This window comes from Mycobacterium kyogaense (genome assembly GCF_036946525.1).
Taxonomy (GTDB): Bacteria; Actinomycetota; Actinomycetes; order Mycobacteriales; family Mycobacteriaceae; genus Mycobacterium; species Mycobacterium kyogaense_A.
In genome coordinates, this window is sequence record NZ_JAQIIY010000024.1 from 52,800 (window position 1) to 70,983 (window position 18,184).

The 18,184-nt window shown below is 69.3% G+C and carries 10 protein-coding genes and 1 pseudogene; 3 read left to right on the forward strand and 8 right to left on the reverse strand.

The window, feature by feature from the left end; translation table 11 throughout:
- Nucleotide 1 precedes the first annotated feature (1 nt).
- Both PGN37_RS20140 and PGN37_RS20145 read left to right on the forward strand, forming a co-directional pair.
- A complete protein-coding gene (locus PGN37_RS20140; RefSeq protein WP_335332769.1) occupies nucleotides 2–913 on the forward strand; it encodes a DUF4331 family protein in 912 nt (303 codons plus the stop codon).
- A gap of 10 nt (nucleotides 914–923) precedes the next feature.
- The gene (locus PGN37_RS20145) at nucleotides 924–2,258 is read left to right on the forward strand and encodes a serine/threonine-protein kinase (protein ID WP_335332770.1); all 1,335 of its coding nucleotides are present in this window, start codon (nucleotides 924–926) and stop codon (nucleotides 2,256–2,258) included.
- Nucleotide 2,259: 1 nt separating this feature from the next.
- Here the strand turns inward: PGN37_RS20145 and PGN37_RS20150 are convergent, their stop codons facing one another.
- Complete coding sequence (locus tag PGN37_RS20150) at nucleotides 2,260–2,883, reverse strand: DUF998 domain-containing protein (protein WP_335332771.1); 624 nt, start codon at nucleotides 2,881–2,883, stop codon at nucleotides 2,260–2,262.
- Between the two features lie 74 nt (nucleotides 2,884–2,957).
- On the opposite strand from PGN37_RS20150, the gene PGN37_RS20155 reads away from it, so the two are divergent.
- The gene (locus PGN37_RS20155; RefSeq protein ID WP_335332772.1) at nucleotides 2,958–3,584 is read left to right on the forward strand and encodes a TetR/AcrR family transcriptional regulator; all 627 of its coding nucleotides are present in this window, start codon (nucleotides 2,958–2,960) and stop codon (nucleotides 3,582–3,584) included.
- Here PGN37_RS20155 and PGN37_RS20160 read toward each other — a convergent pair.
- The 7 genes and pseudogenes from PGN37_RS20160 to PGN37_RS20190 form a co-directional block, all read right to left on the reverse strand.
- Entirely contained in the window at nucleotides 3,581–4,456 is an 876-nt protein-coding gene (locus tag PGN37_RS20160) for an MBL fold metallo-hydrolase (RefSeq protein ID WP_335332843.1), read from the reverse strand. The genes PGN37_RS20155 and PGN37_RS20160 overlap by 4 nt on opposite strands.
- A complete protein-coding gene (locus PGN37_RS20165) occupies nucleotides 4,456–7,662 on the reverse strand; it encodes an arabinosyltransferase domain-containing protein (protein WP_442932970.1) in 3,207 nt (1,068 codons plus the stop codon). Before PGN37_RS20165 ends, PGN37_RS20160 begins: the two co-directional genes overlap by 1 nt.
- The gene (locus PGN37_RS20170; protein ID WP_335332774.1) at nucleotides 7,626–10,877 is read right to left on the reverse strand and encodes an arabinosyltransferase domain-containing protein; all 3,252 of its coding nucleotides are present in this window, start codon (nucleotides 10,875–10,877) and stop codon (nucleotides 7,626–7,628) included. Before PGN37_RS20170 ends, PGN37_RS20165 begins: the two co-directional genes overlap by 37 nt.
- Nucleotides 10,878–10,898: 21 nt before the next feature.
- On the reverse strand, nucleotides 10,899–14,183 hold the full coding sequence (locus tag PGN37_RS20175; protein WP_442932972.1) for an arabinosyltransferase domain-containing protein: 3,285 nt from the start codon (nucleotides 14,181–14,183) through the stop codon (nucleotides 10,899–10,901).
- The gene (locus tag PGN37_RS20180; protein ID WP_335332776.1) at nucleotides 14,116–15,990 is read right to left on the reverse strand and encodes a galactan 5-O-arabinofuranosyltransferase; all 1,875 of its coding nucleotides are present in this window, start codon (nucleotides 15,988–15,990) and stop codon (nucleotides 14,116–14,118) included. The genes PGN37_RS20175 and PGN37_RS20180 overlap by 68 nt, the downstream gene beginning before the upstream one ends.
- Complete coding sequence (locus PGN37_RS20185) at nucleotides 15,990–16,754, reverse strand: decaprenylphospho-beta-D-erythro-pentofuranosid-2-ulose 2-reductase (protein ID WP_335332777.1); 765 nt, start codon at nucleotides 16,752–16,754, stop codon at nucleotides 15,990–15,992. The genes PGN37_RS20180 and PGN37_RS20185 overlap by 1 nt, the downstream gene beginning before the upstream one ends.
- Nucleotides 16,755–18,138 (reverse strand): annotated as a pseudogene (locus PGN37_RS20190) (FAD-binding protein).
- Between the last annotated feature and the right edge of the window lie 46 nt (nucleotides 18,139–18,184).

The following is an 18,184-nucleotide window of genomic DNA, read 5'->3' on the forward strand; positions in this document are numbered from 1 at the left end:
CGTGTCGACTGACTTCACCGGGCTGCGTCGGGGTGCGCCGCTGGGCGATCCACGCCTGGACCTGTGCGATCTGTACGTGTTCCCGTCGCCGAGCGATCCGGGGCGCACCGCGCTGATCCTGACCGCGAACCCGAACGCCGATGCGATGCATCCCGACGCGGTCTATCGCATCGCGATCGACAACGACGGTGACCTGCGCAACGACATCGCGTTCAACTTCACCTTCTCCGAACCTTTCGGGGAGCCGTCGTCGCCACGGCAGAAGGTCGACGTCCGCCTGGCCCTGCAGGCCGAGGCACGGGTCGACGCCGCCGTGGGGTCGGAGATCTTCGGTGGCACGGACGTGTCCTTCGAGGACGAGCCGCATCTGTGGCGGTCGCGGTCGGGGTCGTTCTCGTTCTTCGCAGGGGCCCGTAGTGACGCCGCGTTCGCGGGCTCGCGGGTCATCGCGATGGCGGTGGAGCTCCCGACGGCGTACCTCGGCGCGATGCCGGACGTCCGCATCTGGGCGCGGTGCAGTGTGAACACCGACGGCCGGTGGGTGCACGCCGACCGTGTCGCGCATCCGTGGGTCAGCGGCTTCTTCCCCGACGACGCCGAACTCGCCGAGTTCAACGCCGACGAGCCGAACCGGGATCAGGGCCGGTGGATGGGGCATCTGATCGACCTGATGGCCGAGACCGGGGGCTACACCCGTACGGAGGCCATCGCTGCCATCAACGCTGAGGGCACGCTTCCCGACGTGCTGACGTACAACCCGCGCAAGCCCGCCGGTTATCCGAACGGGCGCACGCTGCGTGACGACGTCGCCGACTATCGGTCGAAGTTCCTGACGAACGGCCGCACCGCCCTGACCGACTTCGCGCCGCGGCAGGAGTTCCTGCCCGACTTCCCCTACCTCTGCGCGCCGTAGGGGTCTCGCGATGCCGCTGACCGACGGAGACGTGATCGCGGGCTACACCGTCATGCGGCTGCTGGGCTCGGGGGGTATGGGTGAGGTGTATCTGGCGCGCCATCCTCGGCTGCCGCGCAACGATGCGCTGAAGGTCCTCTCGGCCGCGGTGTGCGCCGACACCGAGTACCGGGAGCGCTTCAACCGGGAGGCCGACATCGCGGCCACCCTGTGGCATCCGCACATCGTGTCGGTACACGACCGCGGCGACTTCGACGGCCGGCTGTGGTTGTCGATGGATCACGTCGAGGGCACCGACGCCGCGCGCCTACTCGCCGAGCGCTACCCGGACGGGATGCCGCCGGATCTGGTGGTCCGCATCGTCACCGCCGTGGGGGAGGCGCTGGACTACGCGCACGCGCGCGGCCTGCTGCACCGCGACGTGAAGCCGGCCAACATCCTGATCGCCGATCCCGATACCGATGACGAACGAATTCTGTTGGCGGACTTTGGCATTGCCCGTCGCGTGGGCGAGGTTAGTGCGCTCACCGGCACGGACATGACGGTCGGGACGGTCGCGTACTCGGCACCGGAGCAGCTCACCGCCGAGAAAGACATCGACGGGCGGGCCGACCAGTACGCGCTGGCGGCGACGGCCTATCAGCTGTTGACGGGTTCGCCACCGTTCCAGCATTCCAACCCGGCGATCGTCATCAGCTCGCACCTGTCGGCGCGCCCACCGTCGATCGCGCAGGCGCGCCCGGATCTGTCGGGGCTGGGCGGAGCGTTGGAGAAGGCGCTGGCGAAATCGCCGGGAGACCGGTTCGAGCGCTGCATCGACTTCGCCAGGGCACTGGCGAACCGGACGGGGATGATGGCCCCGGCGCTCGGTGCCGATCCCCTGGCCACGATGCCGGCACAGGCGGCGACGGCCGGTCCGCGTCACGCCAGGACGGCGCGGGCTGCCGCGCGGTCCCGCGGGCGCATCCTGGCGGTGCTGGCGCTCGTGCTGTCTGTAGTGGCGGTCGCCGCGACGTTGTTCGTCGTGTTGCGTGACGAGCCCGCGAAGACGGACACCGTGGCCGTGCCCGTGGTGGTGGTCGGTGCGGACTGTGGGACGCTGGGCGCGGCCGGGATCACGGAGCAGAAGGCGCAGGCGTACTGCGCGAAGGTGAGTGGGTCGGATCAGCAGCTGTGGTCGCTGTATTCGTCCGACATCGCCAAGCCGACCGGCACCGGGGATGTTCCGGTGCAGGTGTGCGTGCAGCAGACCAACCGGTCGCAGGCCGACTGCCAGGGCGACATCGCGCGGGAGAACGCGGACCCCGCCGCGAATGACACTCCGGCGAACGACAACACCGGCTAGCTCAGACGCGGCGGTACAACCGGATCGACACCGCGCACAGCCACGCCCAGCTCAGCACCACGGCCACCGTGAAGGCGAGCAGTGCAGGTGTGCGGCCCTGGCCGGAGGACAACCACAGGAAGCTCGCCGCGAACACCAGACCCACGATCCGTGATGGCCATCCACCGAACACGAAGCACGCCGCGACCAGGCAAGCGAAACCCACACCGGCGACGGCGAAGTGGGTGATGCCGTGCCACGTCATGACTGCAGGGCCTGCGGGGGTGCCCGGCGGGAAGCCGTCGGACGGGTCGGCGCGGAACATCCCGGCGAGGATCAGCCCCGCCCCGTAGACGCCGAGCAGGCTTGCGGTCCACATCGCTCGTCGTCCGGGACCCAGTGCGCGACCGACGCCGACGGCGGCCGCGATCGTCATCGCGCCGCAGACGACGAAGGTGGCGATCTGGATCCAGCCGAGGTCGCCGTTGGCGAGTTGGCTCGCGGCGTGCCGGGTCGGGTCGAATCCGTCGCGGGTGGCGGCTTGGGCGGCCACCGAGAACACGTAGATGGGGCCTGCGATCACGCCGTAGCCGAACAGCGATTTCGTGATCCGGTCCGCAAGCGGTGGGCAATCTGTCGTGGTCACGGCACCCTCCATGTCAGAATGGAACTAGACCGTACAGTACTCAAAACTGGACTGTCCAGTACTGGAGAGGTGAGATGCCGGAACCGACGAGCCGTTCGGCGCGCAAGCGGGCGACGATCCTGGCCGAGGGGCGGCGGCTGTTCCTGGCTCACGGCTACCAAGGCACGAGCGTCGACGCGATCGCGGCCGCTGCGGCGGTGTCCAAGCAGACGGTCTACACGCAGTTCGGCGACAAGCACGCTCTGCTGATGGCGATCGTGGACGAGGCTCTGCAGGACACCGTCGAAGCGTTCTCGATGCGGGTGTCGGCGCTGGCCGACACGATCGACCTGGATCGGGATCTCACGGAGCTGGCCGCCGACTACCTGCGCGTGGTGCTGGCCGAGCCGGTGGTGCAACTGCGGCGTCTGGTGATCGGGGAGGCCACCCGCGTGCCGGAGCTCGCCGAGGCCTATCTTCGGCAGGCGCCGGAGCGGACACTGGCGGCGTTCGCCGACTGCTTCAGCCGTCTGGACGAGAGAGGGCTGCTGAGCATCGTCGAATCCAGTTTGGCCGCAGAGCATTTCGCGTTCCTGATCGTGGGCCGGTGCATCGACGAGGCGCTGTTCCGGGGCGGTCCCGCGGTGCTCGAGTCGGTCGACGTGGACGTGCTGGCAGCGGCGGGGGTGCGGGTCTTTCTCGCCGCCTACCGGCGAGCCTAGATCGGCGAGAGGGCCAGCCACTCCTCGACGCCGAACCCGTTGTCGCGGGGCGAGATACGTGCACCACCGTGTCCGGGGTGGTGCGCTGGGATCATCGCGGCGCCGCGACGGGCGGCTTCTGTCAGTACCCGGTGGCGGGTGCGCGCAGCGGCGGCCGGGTCCTCGTCGAACGCGCACGGATCGTCCGGCCGAACGAGTTGGATGGGGCAGTGCGTCAGATCGCCGACGAACACGGCGGGCACGCCGGCATCCAGCCACACCACCGACGACCCGGGTGTGTGACCGCCGGCGGGTCGCAGCCACAGCGAGTCGCTGAGCCGATGATCACCGGAGTACAGCTCGGTCTGGTCAGAGACAGGAATCACGCTGTCGGCGAACACGATTCGCATGCCGTCGTTCGTGCTGTCGCCGTCGGGGGAGAAGTGGCGGTAGTCGAGCTCGGGCATCAGATAGCGCGCGTTGGGGAACGTCGGCACCCACGCCCCGTCGACCTGGCGGGTGTTCCACCCGACGTGGTCGGTGTGCAGGTGCGTGTTGACCACGACGTCCACGGACTCCGGGGTGACCCCGGCCGCCGAGAGCGCGTCGAGGTAGCCGGTCTGCAGGTGATGCAGCGGCGGGAAGTGCGGCCGGTGCCGGTCGTTGCCGACCCCGGTGTCGACGAGCACGGTCAGCCCGTCGACTCGCAGTACCCACGTCTGCATCGCGATCTTCCACTGGTCGGCCTCGCGGTCCCAGAACAGCGGCTCGAGCAGGTCGGCGTTGTCGGTCCAGGCCTCGGCCGGGGTCTGGCCGAACAGGTCGGTGCGCATCTGGACGCGAAGCTCGACCACCCGGGTCAGTGTGGCCCGGCCGAGTTCGGTCCGATCGATCACGGCTCGATGCGCATCGGGCCGGGTGACCACAGCCCGGAGCGGCTGGCTTCACCGAGGTCGATCTGTGCCGGCTGCGCGTCGACGATGGTGTCGAACCGGCGCAGTGAACCCCAGTCCTGACCCCAGTCGTGCGACAGGTACGTCGACATCACCGACGCCCGCAACAGCAGGTCGGTGATCCCGAGCAGGCCGCCGTTCTTGCCGTCCTGCCAGGTGTCGGTGCTCTGCAGCTTCGCGAAGTAGTCGGGCGAGATGCGGAACTTGGGGATGTCGGTCACGCCGTTGGCGTGCAGCATCGGCTGCTGGCACGGGAACACCAGCCCGACCGCCCAGTCCATCAACACCGGCTGGGTGGAACCGATGTACTCCTGCACCGAGCGCACCTCGGGCACCCGCGGCGGGGTGACGGCGACCCAGTCGCCCTGGCCGAGTGACAGGTCTTCGGCGACCACCCGCACGGCCACGGCGTCGGCGGGAATCTCCGAGCGTGGGTAGCGGAGGTTGCGCCACGAGGGGGTGGGGCCGATGTCGTAGGGCTGCACGCGGCCGGCGGGTACCGGCGCTCCATCGGGACCGCGGGTGGCGTATTCGAGTTCGACTTTTTGCCCGGACGTCAGACCGTTCGCGACACTCGTCCCCTCGATGGTGCCCGCCGCGGTGATCGCCACGAGAGGATGCGCGTCATCAGGTGCGGGCAGTGCGTACCAGGCGGAGGTGAGGCGGCTCTCCTGTTGCGCAGCAGTCGAATAGGAGCCGGCAACCGGGACGCGTGCGGGATCGAGACCGTAGGGCAGCGGGACCGTCGACCCGTTCACCCCGGGCCGGGACAGCTTGATCGGGCGGTTCCAGTCGTAGTCGGTGCCGGGTTGTGGGTTGTTCAGCCGGATGGCCTCGGCGATGATCTTCTCGGGAACCCCGTTGGGGGAGAACCCCGTCGGCGTCGCGCCGCCGAGCGGCCCGAGAGGCCCGTAGTCGCCGGGCAGTGGCGCCAGGAAGCCGGCGTTCGAATCCGGTTCCACCAGAACGTCGTCGGCCAATCCACAGCCACCGGCCAGCGCCCGCACGTTGGCCCATCCGTTGGAGTACGTCGGGTATTGGCGGGCCACGCCGATCGCCATCGAGGCGACGGACACCACGACCATCAACCCGGCGGCGATCGGGATCGGCGCGATGGTCAGCAGCCGCACCAGGCGAGGTTCGCGCCGCGGTCTCAGATGGAGCCAGAACGCCCACAGGGCAGCCACCGCGAACAACGCGAAGAACATGGTGCTGACGGTCACGCCGCCGACCTTGGGTACCGAATTGTTGAACGGCACACCGAAGTTCGAGACGTACCACCAGCCGTTGGTGGAGGCGAAGCACAGCGCCAGCACGAAGAACACCAGCGACAGGAACGCCATCCGGTTACGAGCCGAGCGCAGCACCACCGGCGACACCATGACCGTGGCCAGTGCCGCCATCGCGCCGCCCACCGCCGCGAACAACCCGAAGTGATGGATCCACTTGGTGGGGGTGAACATCAGGAAGAAGATCGTCGCGAAGATCACGCCCATCAGGCGCCAGGCCGGCCCGCGCGCGACACCGGGAACCCGCTTGCGTCGCAACATCATGAACAGCGAGGGGAACAGGCACATCGCGGTGAACAGGAACGCCACCCGGCGTTCGATGGCGCCGTCGGTGGTCGGCAGGATCAGGTAGTAGTACCTGAGGTTCTCGGTGTACCACTCCTGGCTCGGCCCGATCGCGGTGCGGATCTTGGTGGCTTCCAACACCGTTGCGATGGTCTGGTCGGCGAACACCACCGTCAGGATCACAGTGCCTGCCGCCAGCAGCGGGGCGATCAGTGGCCACGTGCCCACCAGCGCGCGCCGCCGCATGACGATGCGCAGGATCGGGCGGCCACCGGCGACCAGAGCGGCCACGGCGATCAGCCCGGTCGGCTGGATGCCCAGGGTGAACGCGGCGGTGAGCGTGGCCAGTGCGGCCGGGGTGAGCCGGCCCGAGGTGATGGCCCGCTCGATCAGCACGTAGGTGACCAGTGCGCCGGTCGCGATCTGCCCTTCGGGGCGCAGCCCGTTGTTGAACGGCATCCACGCCGCCAGCAGGACCAGACCGGCCGCCCACATCGCGGCCCGGCTCGACGACACCGCGGGTCCGAGTCGCGGCAGCACCTCGCGGCTCAGCAGCAGCCAGCAGATCATCGAGCAGATCAGGTCGGGCAGCCGGATCCACAGACTGGCGTCGCTGACGTGGGTCATCAGCGCGAGGACGTTGTAGTACCAGCCGAACGGGTCCTCCGGGCTGCCGAACCAGCGGAAGTAGTTGGCCATGTAGCCGGCGTGATCGGCGGTACGCGCCATCTGCATCTGGTAACCGTCGTCCGAGGACCCGGCCCCGATCACGTACCAGAGCAGGAACCCGCCGACGACGACGACGTCGACCACACTGAACGTGCGCCAACGCGTCGGAATGACCCGATGCATGCGGCGCCCGTCGAGGCGGTCCAGCCGCCACAGCGCCAGCAGGGCGATCACCGTCGACACCATCGCCAGCAGCATCGCGGTGAGCTTCAGCGCGCTGGGGTGGGTGGTGTAGCGGGTGTCGATCGTCGCCGAGAACTGCAGCCCGGGCGGCGCCGGGCCGACCAGATCGGTGAACACCCCCACGATCGCCGGCCTCAGGTTCGGGTCCGCGTAGCCGGTGCGCTGGGGCTTACCCGCGTCCGCACCGGAAACCTGGGTCAGACCGACGAATTCGGCGAACGTGCCGTCGTGCGATGACGTGATGTCCAGGCGTTCGCAGCCACCGATCCGGTTGCGGTTGACGCTGGCCACCACGACGTTGCGGACGATGACATCGACGCGGGAGGCGGTGACGTTGACCAGCATCGCGTTCAGCGCGGCGTCGCGCCCCTGCGCGGGTGCGGTGCCCAGCACCAGTCCGCCCCTGGCCGGCATGCCGGCCAGCACCGTGCACGGGATGGAGGCGGTCAGCGTGACCGGGGCCTGAGCGATCAAGGGCGCGGTGACGTCGTCGACCCGGCTCTGCTGCGGCCAGTTCAGCGTCGCCGTGGTCTGCGTGACGGGCAGCAGCGGAGTGGCCACCGCCAGCACGAAGCCCAGCAACCCGGCGATCGTCGCGACCCAGCGCGCCACCTTCACGTCGCTCACGGGAGGGCCCTGATCGGTCCGCCGCGGCTCCACCCGAACACCCGTGTCGATCCTTCCTCGACGACGGCGTCAGGCGCCTCGTCGCGCGGTACGACGCGGATGTAGCGCTCCAGCGAGCCCCAGTCGCGGTACCAGTCACCCTTGAGGTAGGTCGGAATCGTCGCGGTGCGCAGCAGCGCCTGGATGAACAGGAACGGTCCTCCGGATTCGGCGGATTGCCACTGGTTCGACGAGACCACCATCTGCTTGAAGTTCGGGATGATGCGGTACTGCGGCAGCTCGGCGATCCCGAGGTGCTCGGCGAACGGGCGCTGGCAGGGGAAGTTCGCCGCGGTGGCGATGTCCATCATCACCGGGGTGTCCGACCCGAGGAACTGTTCGGCGGTCTGCAGCACCGGCACCCGCGGCGGGGTGAACCCGAACCACTGGTCCTCCGACAGGTTCGGGTCGTCGGCGACGATGCGCGCGACGTTGGCCTCCGGCGGCGCAGTCGTCATGGGGAAGCGCAAATTGCGCCAGGCCTTCTGCTGGAAGATGTCGATCGGCTGGACCTCGTTCAGCGCCTGGTAGGAACCGTCGGGCCGGTGCACTCCCCACTGCAGCTTCAGTGACTGGCCGTAGTTGAACGAGCCGTCTTCGTTGTAGTACCAGATGGCTCCGGCGGCGGCGACGCTCACCAGCGGCCGGTCCGCGGTGCGGGGCGGGAGCTGATACCAGGCCGAAGTCGCCTTCGCCGCGACGGCATTCTCGCCGTAACTGCCCATCACCGGTGTTCGCTTGGGATCGAGCCCGAACGGCAGGAACACCCGGGAGCCGTTGACGCCCTCCGGTCCGTAGCCGCCCCCGGTGCCCGCGGCGTAGCCGATGCCGATGTTCGGCTTGTCGACGGGGCCGTCGGAGTTGACCGTGCCGGGATTGGCGGCGACGGGCTCGGCCGGTTCGAGGGTGTCGCTGATGCCGTCGGGTGTGAACCCCACCGGATCCTCACCGCCGAGCGGCCCGTACCGACCCCAGCGCTGGCCGGGAACGGGTGCCAGCATGCCGGCATTGGTGTCGGCTTCGACGAGGACGTCGTCGGCCATCGCACAGCTGTCGGAGCCCAGGCCGGAGCGCACCGCGGAGATGTTGGCCGCGCCGGTGGTGTAGACGGGGTAGCGGCCTGCGGTTGCCTTGAGCATGGAGCCGAGCTCGAGGACGACCATGATGATCGCGACGATGAGCAGCGGCGTGGATGCCAGCGCGCGGTTGCGGCCGGTGTCGGCGACCTGGGTGTGACCGGCGTAGTCGATGCGGAAGTGCAGCCACGCCGAGAGAAGACCGCATGCGATGGCCAGCACGAGGAAGATCGTGGTGACCGGGAAGTGCGCGATCACGGGCTGTTTGTCGAACCACGGCACGCCGTAGTTGCCGACGTAGAACCAGCCGTTGATGCCCGAGGTCGCCCAGGCCAGGACGAACAGCAGGGCCGTCACGTACAGCGCGAGATTGCGGCGGCTGTGCAGTCCGACGCGGGCGAACGCGAATGCGGTCACCCCGCCCAGCGCCCCGGCGAGCCCGGCGAATGCGCCGAACTGCACGGCCCACTTCGTCGGGGTCAGGTGCAGCAGCAACAGGCCGACGGCGGCGCTGCCCGTCAGCCGCCACACCGGTCCGCTCACCGCGCCCGGTACGCGGCCGCGCCGCAGCAGCACGACAAACAGCCCGAACACACACAGCAGCAGCACCAGCACGGCGAAGCGGCGGGTCAGCGAGCCGTCGACGCTGTCTTCCACGGTGAGGTAGTAGTAGCGCAGGAACTCCTGGTACCAGGGGATCGTCGGCCCGACGACGTACTTGATGCGCACCGATTCGGCGACGGTGGCCAGCGTCTGGTCGCGGAACACGATCACCGAGACCAGCGAGAACGCCGCGACGAGCGGCAGCAGGGTCGCCGCGAACCCGTCGGTGCGGCGGCGGGCGGAGACGATGCGCGTGATGCCGCGGGCGCCGACCAGCAGCGGCGCCAGCGCGACCAGACCCTGCGGTGCCAGCGTCACCGAGAACATCGCGATCACGATCGCGACGGCGGCCGGCCACAGCCTGCGCGTCCCGAGAGTCCACTCCACCAGCATCAGGACCGCGACCACCGCGAAAGCGATCAGCGGCTCGGGCCGCAGCCCGTTGTTGAACGGCAGCCAGGCAGCAAGGAACACCGCCGCGGCGGTCCACATGGCCACCCGATTGGCGGCGACGCGGCGGCCCAGCCGCGGCAGCAGGCAGCGGCTGACGATCAGCCAGGTACCGATGCCGGCGAGTAGCGCAGGCAGCCGCATCCAGACTCCGGCGGCGCTGATCGAGGCCAGGTGGGCCAGCACGCTCTGATACCAGTCGAACGGCGCCTCGGACGCCCCGAAGTAGCGGTAGTAGTTGGTGGTGTAGCCGGCCTCGCCGGCCACCCGAGCCATCGTCAGGTTGTAGCCGTCGTCCGACGACGTCGCGCCCACGATGTGCCAGGCGAGCAGCCCGCCGATCACGCCGAGGTCGGCCACCCAGGTCGCCCAGCCGACGCGGCCACGTGCGCGGCGCGGGCGCCGTCCGGACACCCGGTCGAGCAGCGCGAGCGCGACGATCGACCCGACCACGCAGAGGACGCCGAGCGCCATGACGAGTGTCTTCAGCGCCGACGGGGTGGTGATGAAGCGGGTGTCGACGTCGATGCGCGCGTTGAGGCCTGATTGCACCGGGACCCGCAGATCGGTGAACACCCCAGCCACCTGCGGGCGTTTGTCGACGCTCAAGGTGCCCGTCGCGCCGGGGATGCCGACGAAATCGGCTCCGACCGCACCGACGTTGGCCCACAGCCGCAGCGCGCTGCACGCGCCGCGGTCCACGTCCTGCCGAGGTGCGACGGCGGCGACGGTGTCGCGGAACGCGACGTAGACGACGTCGGCGTTGGCGCGCACGAACAGCCCGTTACGGCCGGCGTCGATCCCGTTGGCCGGGATCGTCGAGAACACCACGCCGCCGTCGGCGGGCAGGCTCGCCACAGCGGTGCAGGGGATCGTGACGTCGAGCGCCTTGGGGGCGCCGGAGACGAGCGGTGCGGTGATGTCGCTGACCGAGCCGTCTGCGCCCGCGCCCTGCGGCCACAGGATCGTCGCGGTCTGCTGGGTGACCGGAAGGAGCGGTGCGACACCGCAGCACAGGACGCCGACGAGTCCCAGAACTCCCGCGAGGATCGCGACGAGACGGGAACTGCGGGCAGGCACGAGGCTCGATGGTAGACGGGTCTAGGACAGACGCAGCGGCGCCGGGCTCCACAGTCCGCTACGCGTTGCCGAACCGAGATCCAGGCGGGCCACATCGGCGCCCGGGTAGTAGGGCGTGAGCTGCTGCAGCGCACCCCAGTCGCGGAACCAGTCGTACTTCAGATACGTCGGCACGGTGGTGGCGCGCAGCAGCAGTTCGGTGATGCCGAGCGGGCCACCGCCCAGGTAATCCATCACCGGTGAGTTGGCTTCGGCGCCGAAGCGGTCCGGCAGGATGCGCCACTTCGGCACCTCGACGACGCCCACGCGGTGCCCGAAGGGGCGCTGGCACGGGAATGCGAGGCCGACCAGCCAGTCCAGCAGCACGGGATCGCTGGACCCGACGACGTCCTGCAGGGTGCGCAGCGCCGGGATGCGGGGCGGGGTGACGGCGATCCAGTGCGTGGGGCTCAGGTCGTCGTCGGTGGCGACCAGCCGGATGCGGGTGGCGTCCGACGGGATGGCCGACAGTGGTGCGCGCAGGTTGCGCCATGCGGGTGCGGCGCCGACGTCGCCGAAGGCGACCGAGCCGCCCGGCTCGTCGTCGTCGCGGGCCCACTGGACGACCAGGTCGTCGGGATCGAACCGGCCGGCCGCAGACACCACGAGCAGCGAGTCGGAGCGGTCGCCCTCGTTCCAGCCCGCGGGCAGCCGGTACCAGGCGGAGCGCAGGAACGCGGGCGCCTGGGTGCCGCTGCGCCAGCTGCCCAGCACCGGGGTGCGGGCCGGGTTCAGGTTGTAGGGCAGGCTGGCCCGCGAGCCGTTGATGCCCGCCGCCGCGGTCGTGCCGCCCTCGGTGCCCGCTTCGCTGCCGGTGACCACGCCGCTGTCGGAGTCGGCGAAGTTGTCCGAACCCGGCTGCTCCATCACCGGGTCCGCGGAGACGTCGGCCGGAATTCCGTTGGGGCTGAACCCCTCTGACCGGCCTGCGCCGAGCGAGATGCTGACGGGGGTGTCGATCGGGGTGAGGATGCCGGCGTTGGGGTCCTGCTCGACCATGACGTCTTCGGCCATGCCGCAGGTCTTTCCGGTCAGTGCCTCGAGGTTGGAGCGGCCGACCGTCCAGGCCGGATACTGGCCGGTCATCGCCAGCGTCAGGGAGCCGACCTCGAAGATCACCAGCGCCCAGGTGGCGATCGCCAGCGGGGCTCTCGCCACGGACCGCCAGCGTCGCGGCGGGCCGTCCGGGGTGGCGTCGCGGCCGGAAAAGTGCAGCCAGGCAGCCACGAGCAGGGCGAGGACGGAGAGTCCGAGCAGCATGGTGGTGAATCCGAAATGCCATTCGGGGAACGAATTAGACCACGGCACACCGAAATTGGAGACGTACCACCAGCCGTTGACAGTGGCGAACGAGAGTGCGGTGACGAACAGCACGGCTGCGGCGAACAGGGTGCGGTTGCGGCGGGACCGCATCGCCACCGTCGAGATGGCCACGGCCGCCAGTGCGCCCAGCGAGCCCGCCAACCCGGCGAACACACCGAAGTGATGCGTCCATTTGGTCGGGGTGAACATCATCGCGAGGAAAGCGATGATCGTGATGCCGACGATGCGGCGGCTCGGCCCCAGTGCGGTGCCAGGAATGCGGCCCTTGCGCAGCGCCATGGCGACCGTGACGGCGAGCGCCAGGAGCAGGGTGAGCACGGCGAACCGGCGTGCCACCGAGCCGTCGGGACTGGTGGTGAACAGGCGCGAGTAGCGGATGTGCTCGTCGAACCAGGCCAGGCTGGGCCCGACGGCGGACTTGAAGCTGCTGGCCTGCAGTTCGGCGGCCAGGGTCTGGTCGCGGAAGATCAGGAAGATCGTCACGGTGCCCGCGGCGGCGATCGGGGCCAGCAGCGCCCAGTAGCCGAAGCGCGAGACATGGGCGGCCACAATCGTTTTCAGCGGCCCGATGGCGACCAGCAGGGCGCCGATCGCGGCGATGCCGGTGGGGCCGGAGAACAGCGTGAGCGCGCCGATGATCACGGCGATCGCGACGGGCAGGAGCCTGCTGGTGGCCACCCCGCGCTCGACCGAACACCAGGTCAGCAGGATGCCCAGCGCGATGATCGGCTCCGGCCGTAGGCCGTTGTTCAGCGGCAGCCAGAACGCCAGGAACAACCCGGCCGCCGTCCACGCTGCGGCCCGGCTGTGTTTGACCGCATCGCCGAGGCGGGGGATCACCTCGCGGCTGATCACCCACCAGCAGGCCAGCCCCATCAACAGCGTCGGCAGACGCATCCACACGCTCGTGGTGCTGACGTGCGCCCACAGGGCGAGCAGGTCGTAGTACCAGCCGAACGGCGCCTCCGGGGTGCCGAACCAGCGGTAGTAGTTGGCCATGTAGCCGGCGTTCTCCGACACCCGCGCCATGGTCAGGATGTAGCCGTCGTCGGCGGTGTTCGCGCCGACGAAGTGCCACCACACCATCACCACGGTGACCAGCCCGTCGAGCGGGGACAGCGACCACCAGCGCGGCGGCAGGAACCGCTTGTGTCGGCGGCCGTCGGCGCTGTCGAGCACGTGCAGGGCGCCCAGCGAGACGATCGTCATCGCGACGCCGAGGATCATCGCGACGAGCTTCAGCAGCGTGGGCGATGTGCTGTAGCGGGAGTCGATGGTGGCCGAGAGCTGCATGCCGGGCGGGGCGGGGCCGGACAGGTCGGTGAAGACGCCGACGATCTGCGGGCGGAAGTCGTAGCCGCTGCGCTCGCCGCGCAGCGGTTCGCCGGCGTCCGACGAATCCGGCGGCTGGGTGAGTCCGACGAACTCACCGGTGACCTTGTCGGCGTGGGCGGTGAACGTCAGCTCTTGGCAGGCGGGGCTGAGCACCTGGTCCAGCGGCGCGCTGACCACCGGGGTGTTGCGCACGATCATCAGCAGGTCGTTGTTGACCCGCTCGATGAGCAGCCCGCGGTCGATGGCCTTGGGCGCCTGTTTGGGGACGGTGGACAGCAGCACCGAGCGGCCGGGCCGGTCCAGACCTGCGGCCGCCTGGCAGGGGATCGTGATCTCCAGGTCGGTGGCGACGTACCCGATGAGTGGGGCGTCGACGCTGGTGAGCACCCCGTTCTGCGGCCAGTTCAGCTGCGCGGTGGTCTGCGTGACCGGCAACAGCGGAGTGGCGATCGCCAGCACGGTGCCCAGCAGGCCCGCCACGATCGCGATCAGGCGCGCGGTGCGGTGGTTACCGCTCCTCACCCGCTGCTCCGCCACGGAGCTAGATCGTAGAGGGCTTGCGGATGGCCAGCACGAACGGCCCGATCGTGGACACGTCGAAGCGCGGATCGTCGAACAGCGCCTCGTCGATGGCGACGTGGTAGCGCCGCACGTTGGGCTGGTTGGGGTAGACGTCGGCGGCCAGCCGCAGGGTGTATGTGTCGTTGGCCCCGCGGCGCATCAGGAACACGGTCGGCGGCGGCCACGGGAGGGCGTCGAGGGCCGCGATGAACTGGTCGGCGCTGGTCAGCATGGACCAGCCCTCGATGGCGCCGGCGCGCTCGGTGAACTGGGCGAGCGGGTTGGCGTAGTGCGACGTGAGGCCCTGGAAGCCGTAGTACGGGTAGTAGGACAGGAAGCTGTAGTCGGCGGTCATCACGACGGTCTCGTTGCGGGGCCGGCCGGTCACCTCCTGGATCTTCGCGTCGACCTCCCGGTAGTACTGCTCGGCGCCCGGGGGCCTGCGGTCGGCGCGCTGGCCGGAGCCGTCGGTGTCGGTGTAGGCGACGACGATGTCGGAGCGCAGCACGTCGGGGATGTCCTGGCTGAACGTGACGGCGCCCAGGGCGCCGATCGCGGTCGCGACGGCGACGACGCGGTGGGCGTTCGCGGTGCTGACCCGCGCGGCCAGTGCCTGGGCTGTCTCGATGAAGCCGAAGGCTCCGGCGGCGGTCAGCATCACGGTCAGCGTCGGCTGCAGCCGGAACGACAGCAGCGTGGTGCCCACCAGGGTGGTCAGCATCGACAGCAGCGACCAGGCGTACACCGCGAGCACCGCGACGGCGAGCGCACCCGCTCTGGTCGAACTGCGGGCCCGCACGACCAGCCACAGCGTGCCGAGCAGGCACAGCGCGCCCAGCAGCGTGAACTGCAACATCGGGAAGGACAGTTGAGCGCCGTCGACGGGTAGGTAGTGCTGCGCGGTGCCGCGGTCGGCGGGGGTGCCCTTGGCGGCGGCGATCAGATAGGGCCCCCACCCGATCAGTGCGATCAACCCGGAGATCACCGCGATGACGGCGAGACGGGCCAGCGGGTCCCAGTGCCTGCGGGTCACGGCGAGCAGGACGGCCATGATCGTCAGCGTGAACGCGGCATAACCCAGCAGCAGCGTGTAGAACAGCGCGGCGACGCCGAGAAAGATCCCGACCGCGACGACGGCGGCCCAGCCCCCGTTTCTCCTTCTGCCCCGCAGCCCCGACCACGCCAGCACGAAGATCGGCGGCAGCAGCACGGTGATGATCGCCGCGTAGGGCTCGGCCGGGGTGTAGGCGAGCGCAGCTGCGGCGGTCGCGGTGCTGACCACGAGCGCGAACTCGAAGCGCACCATCACCGCCCACAGCACGAACGCGATCGCGATCGCGACCGTGATGGAGACGACCGACCACGGCTTGAACATCTCCCAGGCCGGCGTACCCGTCAGCGCGGCGAGCCGACCGCCGAGCCAGAACCAGCCCGGCGGGTAGAACGGCGGCAGACCGATGTAGGTCATGTCGTGCAGGCTCGCCGAATCCGTGAGCCGGGTCAGGTATTCGGTGCGGAACTGCTGGTCGACGGAAATGCCGAAGAGATACAGCTTCGTGGCGCCCAGCGGCATGGCCAGGGTGACGACGGAGAAGGCGGCGAGGAACAGGGTCGCGCTGGCCCAGGCCAAGATGGCGCGGCCGCGCCGCCACAGCAGCCCGGCCGCGAGAAGCCCTGCCAGACAGACGACTTGGCCGACCGTCGTCAGCGCGTGCAGCTGGTTGGAGGAGTTGTAGGCGGGCCATTCGACCCGGGCGATCGCGGTCAGGCTCACGACGGCGACCAGAGCGGCGATCGCGGCCGCGACGGCCATCTGGCCGGCCACTCGAACCGGCGCGGCCAGCACGCCTGGCATCAGATGGGCAGCTTGCGGAAGATCGGGCGCGGGATGTGGCGCAGCACCATCATCACGTAACGGAACGCGCCGGGCGCCCACACCAGATCTTTGCCCTTGGCCGACGCGGTGACGGCGAGCTCGGCGACGTACTCCTTGTCGACGGTCAGCGGCGCTTCCTTGACGTGCGCGCTCATCCGGGTGCGCACCTGGCCGGGGCGGATGACGAGCACGCGAACACCGTGCTCGCGCAACGCTTCTCCCAGGCCCAGGTAGAAGCCGTCGAGACCGGCCTTGGTGGAGCCGTAGACGAAGTTCGAGCGCCGCACGCGTTCGCCCGCCGCAGAGCTCATCGCGATGATCTGGCCGGAGCCCTGCTCGCGCATCTTCTCACCGACGAGTACGCCTACCGACACGGCGGCCGTGTAGTTGATGTCGGCGATCTGGACGGCCTTGCGCTGGTTCTGCCACAGCTCCTCGGCATCGCCCAGGAGGCCGAACGCGACGATCGCGACATCGACGTCGCCTTTGGCCCAAGCTTTCTCGATGACGCCGGGGTGACTGTCGGTGTCCAGCGCGTCGAAGTCGATGACCTCGACATCCTTGGCGCCGGCGTCACGCATCTGCGCCGCGGCGGCGTCGCGCAGCGGATCGCCGGGCATGCACGCCAGGATCACCCGGGCTGAGGCGTTGCGCAGGTAGCGGGCGCAGATCGCCAGGCCGATCTCGGAGGTACCTCCGAACAGCAGGATGGTCTGGGGATTGCCGGTGGCATCAAACACCATTTAGAGGAGCTCCAGTCGTCGAGCCATGTCGGAGGCGAATACCCCGGCGGGATCGACCTTGCGGCGCACCGCGATCCATTCGTCGATGCGGGGGGTACATGGCGTGGAAGGTCTCGGCGGTGGTGCGGGAATCCTTGGCGGTGTAGAGCCGCCCGCCGAATTGCAGGACCCGCTTGTCGAGTCCGTTGAGGAACTCGTTGAGGCCCGGTTTGATCGGGAAGTCCACGCACACGTTCCAGCCGGGGATCGGGAAGCTCAATGGCGCTTCGTTTCCCGGGCCGAACAGTTTGAACACGTTGAGGAACGAATAGAACCCCGAGCGCTGGATGTCGACGAGGATCGCCTTGAACTCCTCGACGGCGTCGGTGGGCACCACGAACTGGTACTGACCGAAACCCAGTGAGCCGTAGGCGCGATTCCACTCTCCGAACATGTCGAGCGGGTGATAGAACTGCGTCAGGTTCTGCACCTTGCCGCGGTAGGTGCCCGACTTCCGGTACCAGAGTTCGCCGATCGGCATGAACGTGTACTTGTTCGCCAGCCCGTTCGGGAACACGTCGGGCAGCGTGAGTAGTTGCGGCGCATCGAATTTCAGCGGGTTCTTCTGCAGCTTGGTGGGCAGCTGGTCGAGGGTGGCCAGCGAGCCGCGGGAGATGGCCGCCCGACCGAGCTTGGGCGGGGCGCTGATCGCGTCGAACCACGCGCTGGAGTAGGTGTAGTTGTCCTCGGTGCCGTCGCTGTGGAACGCGATGGTCTCGTCGAGGCTCGCGGTCACGTCGCCGTCGGCGACGAAATAGGCGGTCTCGGTGGGCGTCATCGCGATGGTGGCACGCAGGATGATGCCGGTCAGTCCGTTGCCGCCGACGGTGGCCCAGAAGAGGTCGCGCTCGGGCCCGTCGGGGGTGATCGTGCGGACCTGGCCGTCGGCGGTGAGGAGGTCCATCGAGCGGACGTGGTTGCCGAAGCTGCCGGCACTGTGGTGGTTCTTGCCGTGGATGTCGCAGGCGATGGCACCGCCGATGGTGACCTGCCGGGTGCCGGGCAGCACGGGCACCCACAGTCCCAGCGGCAGGGCCGCGCGCATGAGCTGGTCGAGGTTGACGCCGGCATCGACGTCGACGATCGCCTCGTCGGTGTTGATCGAGTGAATGCGGTTGAGCGCATTCATGTCGATGACGAGGCCGCCGCCGTTCTGGGCGTTGTCGCCGTAGGAGCGGCCAAGGCCGCGAGCGAGAATTCCCCGGTCAGGGTCCTCGGCGGCGCGGGTGACGGCCTTGACGATCACCTCGGGATCCGGCGTCGTCAGCACCTGCGCGACGGTCGGAGCGGTGCGGCCCCAGCCGGTCAGGCGCTTGGCGGTGGTCGGAAACTCGGTGCGAAACATCGTCACAGAGGGTACCGCTTCGCGGCGGCCGGTCGGTGCACCGCGA

Excerpts from the sequence above, each read along its gene's own strand:
- PGN37_RS20145 (WP_335332770.1), top strand. The coding sequence starts at position 924 with ATGCCGCTGACCGACGGAGACGTGATCGCGGGCTACACCGTCATGCGG.
- PGN37_RS20155 (WP_335332772.1), top strand. The coding sequence starts at position 2,958 with ATGCCGGAACCGACGAGCCGTTCGGCGCGCAAGCGGGCGACGATCCTG.
- PGN37_RS20185 (WP_335332777.1), bottom strand. The coding sequence starts at position 16,754 with ATGGTGTTTGATGCCACCGGCAATCCCCAGACCATCCTGCTGTTCGGA.
- PGN37_RS20180 (WP_335332776.1), bottom strand. The coding sequence starts at position 15,990 with ATGCCAGGCGTGCTGGCCGCGCCGGTTCGAGTGGCCGGCCAGATGGCC.